At 70.8% G+C, this 5,661-nt stretch carries 7 protein-coding genes; 2 read left to right on the top strand and 5 right to left on the bottom strand.

The window, feature by feature from the left end; all coding sequences use genetic code 11:
• Positions 1 to 286 precede the first annotated feature (286 nt).
• Positions 287 to 586: a hypothetical protein gene (locus CCN56_RS37060; RefSeq protein WP_086832107.1), complete on the bottom strand. Its 300-nt coding sequence runs from the start codon at positions 584 to 586 to the stop codon at positions 287 to 289.
• Positions 587 to 1,283: 697 nt separating this feature from the next.
• Between CCN56_RS37060 and CCN56_RS37065 the strand changes: the two genes are divergently transcribed.
• On the top strand, positions 1,284 to 1,691 hold the full coding sequence (locus CCN56_RS37065; protein ID WP_256962369.1) for a hypothetical protein: 408 nt from the start codon (positions 1,284 to 1,286) through the stop codon (positions 1,689 to 1,691).
• 65 nt (positions 1,692 to 1,756) lie between these two features.
• Here the strand turns inward: CCN56_RS37065 and CCN56_RS37070 are convergent, their stop codons facing one another.
• From CCN56_RS37070 to CCN56_RS37085, 4 genes are all read right to left on the bottom strand, one after another.
• Positions 1,757 to 2,026 carry a hypothetical protein gene (locus tag CCN56_RS37070; protein WP_086832108.1) on the bottom strand — a complete coding sequence of 90 codons (270 nt, stop codon included), beginning with the start codon at positions 2,024 to 2,026 and terminating at the stop codon, positions 1,757 to 1,759.
• A 160-nt stretch (positions 2,027 to 2,186) separates the two neighbouring features.
• Complete coding sequence (locus tag CCN56_RS37075) at positions 2,187 to 2,708, bottom strand: HAD-IB family phosphatase (RefSeq protein WP_086832109.1); 522 nt, start codon at positions 2,706 to 2,708, stop codon at positions 2,187 to 2,189.
• Positions 2,705 to 3,223, bottom strand: a complete 519-nt coding sequence (locus CCN56_RS37080) for a cytochrome P450 (RefSeq protein WP_086832110.1) — start codon at positions 3,221 to 3,223, stop codon at positions 2,705 to 2,707. The genes CCN56_RS37075 and CCN56_RS37080 overlap by 4 nt, the downstream gene beginning before the upstream one ends.
• On the bottom strand, positions 3,211 to 3,522 hold the full coding sequence (locus tag CCN56_RS37085) for a hypothetical protein (RefSeq protein ID WP_143664749.1): 312 nt from the start codon (positions 3,520 to 3,522) through the stop codon (positions 3,211 to 3,213). The genes CCN56_RS37080 and CCN56_RS37085 overlap by 13 nt, the downstream gene beginning before the upstream one ends.
• Before the next feature lie 563 nt (positions 3,523 to 4,085).
• Here CCN56_RS37085 and CCN56_RS37090 point away from each other — a divergent pair.
• Complete coding sequence (locus tag CCN56_RS37090) at positions 4,086 to 5,315, top strand: lipase family protein (protein WP_256962370.1); 1,230 nt, start codon at positions 4,086 to 4,088, stop codon at positions 5,313 to 5,315.
• Positions 5,316 to 5,661: the final 346 nt, after the last annotated feature.

Raw genomic sequence — 5,661 nt, forward strand, 5'->3', positions numbered from 1 at the left:
GCGGCCGCATGTGCGCCCGCCTCGCTCGGCCCTGCGGGCGCACATGCGGCCGCCCCCTGCCCCGGCCGGTGGGCCGGCTCAGGGGGAATTGTGGGGGGTAAAAGGCTCTGGAGCTTTGCGCTCTTCGCGGGACCGCAACCGCAGGCCCATGTACCAAGAAGCCACCAACACTGCGGAGATCTCCGCAGTGGCCAACCAGCCCCTGTAAGGGAGACCATGCCCATGCACTGCCCGCCGGGGCTGATCCACGGGGTGCTGTGGACGGATCGGCTGCCGGCGGCGAGCATCACGTGCCGGGAGGCAGGGTGAACAGGGCACTGGCCGCCACGTCGGCGACGCACACCCTGCGCGCGAGATGCCGCGCATGGGCGCAGGCAGTGCCAGCAGTGTCGATCTCGGCGAAGTACGCTCCGCACGCCGTCGGCAGACCCTCCAGCGCCGCGAGGGCCAGTTGGCCAGTGCCCGTATTCACCAGCTGGACGTCGCCGTACCGGTTGCCGCACAGCTCCGGGCCGCGTGCCAGGATCCGGCCGGGGAGGCCGGGGGCAGTGGCCGGTGCGCCGGTCAACGGCAGGTCGGGAGGCACGCGGCCGCGCGGGCCCGGCACAACCTGCGCCGCGTGCCAGGCCGGGTCAGGACCCGGGCGCCTGCTCGGCGTCACCTCGCGCGTATGTCGTCGAGGTGACGGACGCGTGGGGGTGGTGCCGTATGCGGCGGGGCGTCCAGGCCGACCCCGGCGGCGGGTGCCGTTGGAGAGGCCCGACCACTGACCCTCGCGGGCCGGAGCGGTGCCGGGATCCTTCCCGCCATTCGCGCGCCTGAGGGATGATCCGTCGGCACCCGGGTATCGCAGCTCAAGGGTGGAACGGAGACGTACGAAGAGCCCGGCAACGGATGCAAGCCCTGAAGGAAGACGGCCGGAAGGTCACCCTTCGGGGCCGTGCAAGGTCCGGGGGTATGGAGCGCGTATGCCCCCGCGACAGGAGGCCCTACAGCCGAGACGGCTCCCTCGTGCCCATACGTTCCCGGATGGGGGTGCCGAAATTGCCTTTGAAGCGGGCGGCTGAGTTACTGGCAGTGGCCGGGCTGTCCGGAACGAGACCGGAGGAGACGCGAGATCCTCACCCTTCCCTCGCCCTTGTCCGCTCGTCACGCGTAGTGAAGCCGGGCACAGCGGCGGCCTCCCGCCTCTGGGGCCGCCGCTCGCTCCGCAGCCGACGGACGCTGACCGGGCTCCGCGAGTCCGTGTGGCGCAGCCGTTTCACCGGGAGATCGTTATGGGGATGCAGTCGGCGGTCGCGGCCCTGCTTGAAGAGGCGGAGCAGCGGGTCGGGGGGCGAACATGGCAGCTGACGCCTGGGGATCAAGCTTTGGCGCTGGAAGTGGCCACGGGCCTGGATGAGGCTGTCGGCGTCGCGCGGGAGCAGGAAGTTCTGCCGGACATCGAGCGGCTGGCCCACTTGCGTGAAGCCCTGGCTGTGCTGGCGATCGCCCTGGCCCGGACCCACGGCCCTGTCGCCTGGTTCATCGGGGCGGGTGCCGAGGCGCTTTCGCCGATTCTCAGCTGGCGCGCACTGACACCCGAAGAGACGCCCACATTCGGGACCACACACCCGCCCCCTGACCAGCTCGCCGATGCCGAGAACGCGGTACGGCAGCTGGCCGCCGGGCTGAGCCGTCTCGCGGCGTAAAGCCCGCGACAGGCGTGCAGCAGCCGCGGTGGGCCGCTCTGCGCTCTGGGGGTATGACGTGCTGTCTACGTGGTGTTCGCGGCGAACAAGCGGTGCGTGGCCGTGGACGCCCCGGCGAGCTCCAGCGGGATTCCCAGGCTCTGGCACATGCGGTGTGTGCTGAGGGTGGCGGGCGTCGGTTCCCCGGCGGGGACGTGTAGGGTCACGCGCTTCGGTCCGTGCGTGTGGACCAGGGCCTCGAACTCCTGGACGGCCGCGGCCCGGGTGGCGATGTCGAGATCGCGGTGCAGGGTCACATGCAGCATGTCGGCATCAAGATCGTGGCTGATCAGCATGGTGGCCTCCGCCGGCGGTGTCCTCACGCCGTATCTCGGCCCGGGCCACGCCCGGGGCCGTCCGACCTCCCAGGATGACGGTCAAGACGCGTCAGCGCAGCTCATGCCTCGCCCCTTGACCAGCAACCGCCCGCAGGACACATGACGCCCATGGCGTGAGTCAGCCGCTCCTCGCGGGACAGGTGAAGCGCACCTGCGTCAGGGCTCCGCCGGGGTCGAAGGTGAGCCGGACGTTGCTGTACCGGTCGGAAACGTCCAGGCGGGCCGCGATGTGGTCGACGTGGGTGTTGAACGAGGCGGAGACCAGCCCCACCCGCAGCCCGGCCCGCTTCCAGGCCCGGACCATGGGGAGCACGGACGGCCGCAGCCTGATCTTGGCGAAGACCGCTTCGGCCGTCTCGCGGTCGAGGCGGCCGGTGGAGTTCAGCAGTTCCAGCAGACGCAGGTCGGCAGCCGCCTGGTCCAGGCGCCCGGACTCGGACTCGCCGATCAGCTCCCGCAGGCGTCGGCCGGGGATGCCCGACGCGGCGAGGAGTTCGGCAGCGGAGTTGTCCAGGGTGAGGGTGTCGTCGATGTCGGCGATCACCGCGTCGAACCGTCGCCCGTTCTCGTGCCGGGCGGGCGGCGGACCGGCCACGGCCGCGTGCAGACGGACGTCGGGGCAGAGCAGCTGCTCGGTCATGGGCGCACCCGCAGCGCGGTCAGTGCCCGCAGAGGGAACGTCGGCCGCCAGACGGGCGCGGCATCCGCCGCGGCCTTGAGGGCGGGGAGGTGGCCGGCCAGCTCCTCCAGCGCGATCCGCAACTCCAAGCGGGCCGGGGCGGCGCCCGCGCAGTAGTGGATGCCCCGGCCGAACGCCAGGTGCCCGGCCGTCGGCCACCGTTCGGGCAAGTGCCGGTCCGGAGCGGTGTACTTGGCCGGATCGTGGTTGCCCGCCCCGTACAACAGCAGCACCTTGCTCCCCGCCGGCAGGGTCTGCCCGGCGACGGTCACCTCCCGCAGAGCGGTGCGGTACATCCCGACAACGGGACAGTCCAGCCGCAGCCCCTCCTCCACGAGGTCCGCGATCTCGATCCGGCCCTCTGTCACAGCCTCCCATCCTCCGGGCGAGCGCAACTGCCGGCGGACGATGATGGCCAGGCCCTGGGCGAGCGTCGTGTGCCCTGTGATGATCAGCGTCGGGATCAGCCCGGCCACCTCGTCCGGGGAGAGCCGGTGCCCATGGGGGCTCTCGTGCAGCTCCAGCCGGCCAGGATCTCCGCCACGTCGGGCGGCACGTCCACGGTCGGCCGGGGCTTGTGGCCGCGCGCGGAGAAGTCGGCGTCGTTGCGCAGGATCGCGGCGATGTCGTCGTAGCCGGTCACGCACCACGCCCCGAGCCGGGGAGAGTGAACGATTCTTCCGTGGCCGCGCAGTTGGGCCAGCGCCCCGTACAGGTCCTCCCCGTCGAGGGCCCGGGGATCGAACTCCACGCAGTCGGGGGAGCGTCGTGCCAAGACTTCCTCCAGATGATCGCGTACGCACGGGACAGGGATCAGGAAGCTGCGGCAGTGCCAACTGGCACTGAAAAGGGCCGCGCGGGTCGCACAGCCCTCGTGAGGGAACGTCACACAGATCCGGCGGCTCCTTGCCTCACATCCGCCCGGGCAAACCACGCGAACGAGCGACCGCCCGGGATGCGACTGCCGCGACTGAGCACCACGGAACACGAATGGGTGGCTTTGTCCACGAGGAACTGGCGAACAAGACCATCCTGGGTTGCCCCGGCTGTCGGACCACAGTCCGATACCGGAAGCGGGGAGCGGGAGGTCGGACCTGGGCCGTCGAGGGTCAGGTCGAGTCGACTGACGGGCCGCCCGTGAGCAGCGCCGGACCCCGACTCGTGGAGTTCTCCCGCATGGTGAGCCCGGACGGCTTCGGAGCACCCCCGATGCGCGGCTCGTGCGCCCGCCATCCAGGTGAACTCCCGGCTGGTCACGCGCCGTACCCCTCCGACGACACCCAAGATCACGACGGGAGTCCGCGCGACGCGGGCCGTTGATCAAGGGAGTGCGAAACCGTGAAGTCCCTGCTGCGCACGGCAGCCGCCGTCCTGACCGTCTGTTCCAGCTGGGTGCTGACCCTGGGCGCGCAACCGGCCGGCGCCCATACGTTTCTGTCGGTGGGCCGGGCAGCCGAGCGGCCGCACACGTCCGCGGCCGCGCTTCCCGCGGGCAACGGTGACGTGATCAGCTCGGAGCCGGCCGTCTTCTACCTGGATCCGCTCAAGGCGGTCAAGGTCGACGCGAACGTCGAGCGGATTCTGTACGGCTCGACCGACCGTACCGGCAAGCCCATCGCGGTCACCGGCACCGTCCTCACTTCCCGGACCGCCTCCCCCGCGCCCCGGCCGATCATCGCCTTCGCCCCGGGCACCCAGGGACTGGCCGACAAGTGCGCCCCCTCGCGCCAGATGGCGGAAGGCACCGAGTACGAGGGACTGCCCGTCAAGAACCTCCTCGACCAGGGCTGGGCCGTCGTGGTCACCGACTACCAGGGACTCGGCACCCCGGGCGTCCACACCTACATGGACCGCGAGGCCGAGGGGCGAGCGGTCCTGGACTCCCTCCGAGCGGCCCAGCGACTGCAGGGAACCCAGCTGCCCGCCGACGGCCCGGTGGCCCTCTACGGGTACTCCCAAGGCGGTGGCGCCGCCGCTGCCGCGGCCGAGCTCGCCCCCTCCTACGCGCCTGAACTGCAGATCAAGGGCGCCGTCGTCGGGGCCGCCCCCGCGGACCTCGACGCGGTGGCGGCCAACCTCGACGGCTCCGCGTACGGCGCGTTCTTCAACTACTCCCTGTCCGGGCTCGGCGCCTCCTACGGCATCGACATCAACCCGTACCTGAACTTCTTCGGGAAGGGGGTGACGAACGACCTGCGCGACAACCTGTGCACCGCGCAGGCCCTGGCCAAGTACCCGTTCCTGAAGTCCCGGCTCCTGACCGTGGACGGCCGTCCCCTGACCGACCGTCTCTCGTACGCGCCCTGGAAGGCGATCGTGGCCGACCAGCGGCTCGGCACCCGCAAGCCCGCCGTCCCCGTCCTGCTGTCACACAGCCGGTTCGACGACGTGATCCCCTACCGGGTCGGCGAGCAACTGGCCGCCGACTGGTGCGCGCTGGGCACCACGGTGAAGTTCACCAGCAACATCGTTCCCGGCCACATCGCCGCCAGCGCCGCCACCAGCAGCGAAGGCACCCCCTGGCTCGCGGACCGCTTCGCCGGCAAGACCGCCCCCAGCACCTGCTGACATGCCCCCAGCGGCTGTGGAGGAATGTGCCTCCGCCAACTTGAAAATCGCAGGTCAAGGGGGCTGGTGTGCCGGCCTGTCGGGGTGCTCGCGCTGGTCGCGGGCGGTTGTCTGCGGAGTAGATCGTCTGACGGAGGGGTCGTTTCGCTGCTTCCGGGTCAGGGGTGGTGCCTGAGGCGGTCCATGGCGTGTCTCGTTGATGGGCTGAGCAGTTACTCGGATGTGTCGGATGTGTCTGTACGGTCAGCGATCAGTGATGCGATGTGGGGCCGGAATAAGCCGTTGCTCATGGGCCTCGTCCTGCCCTCCTCGACGGAGGGTCGGCAAGGGCAGGACGAGGCCCATG

The sequence above is a fragment of the Streptomyces sp. NRRL B-24572 genome (assembly GCF_002156145.1).
Taxonomy (GTDB): Bacteria; Actinomycetota; Actinomycetes; order Streptomycetales; family Streptomycetaceae; genus Streptomyces; species Streptomyces vietnamensis.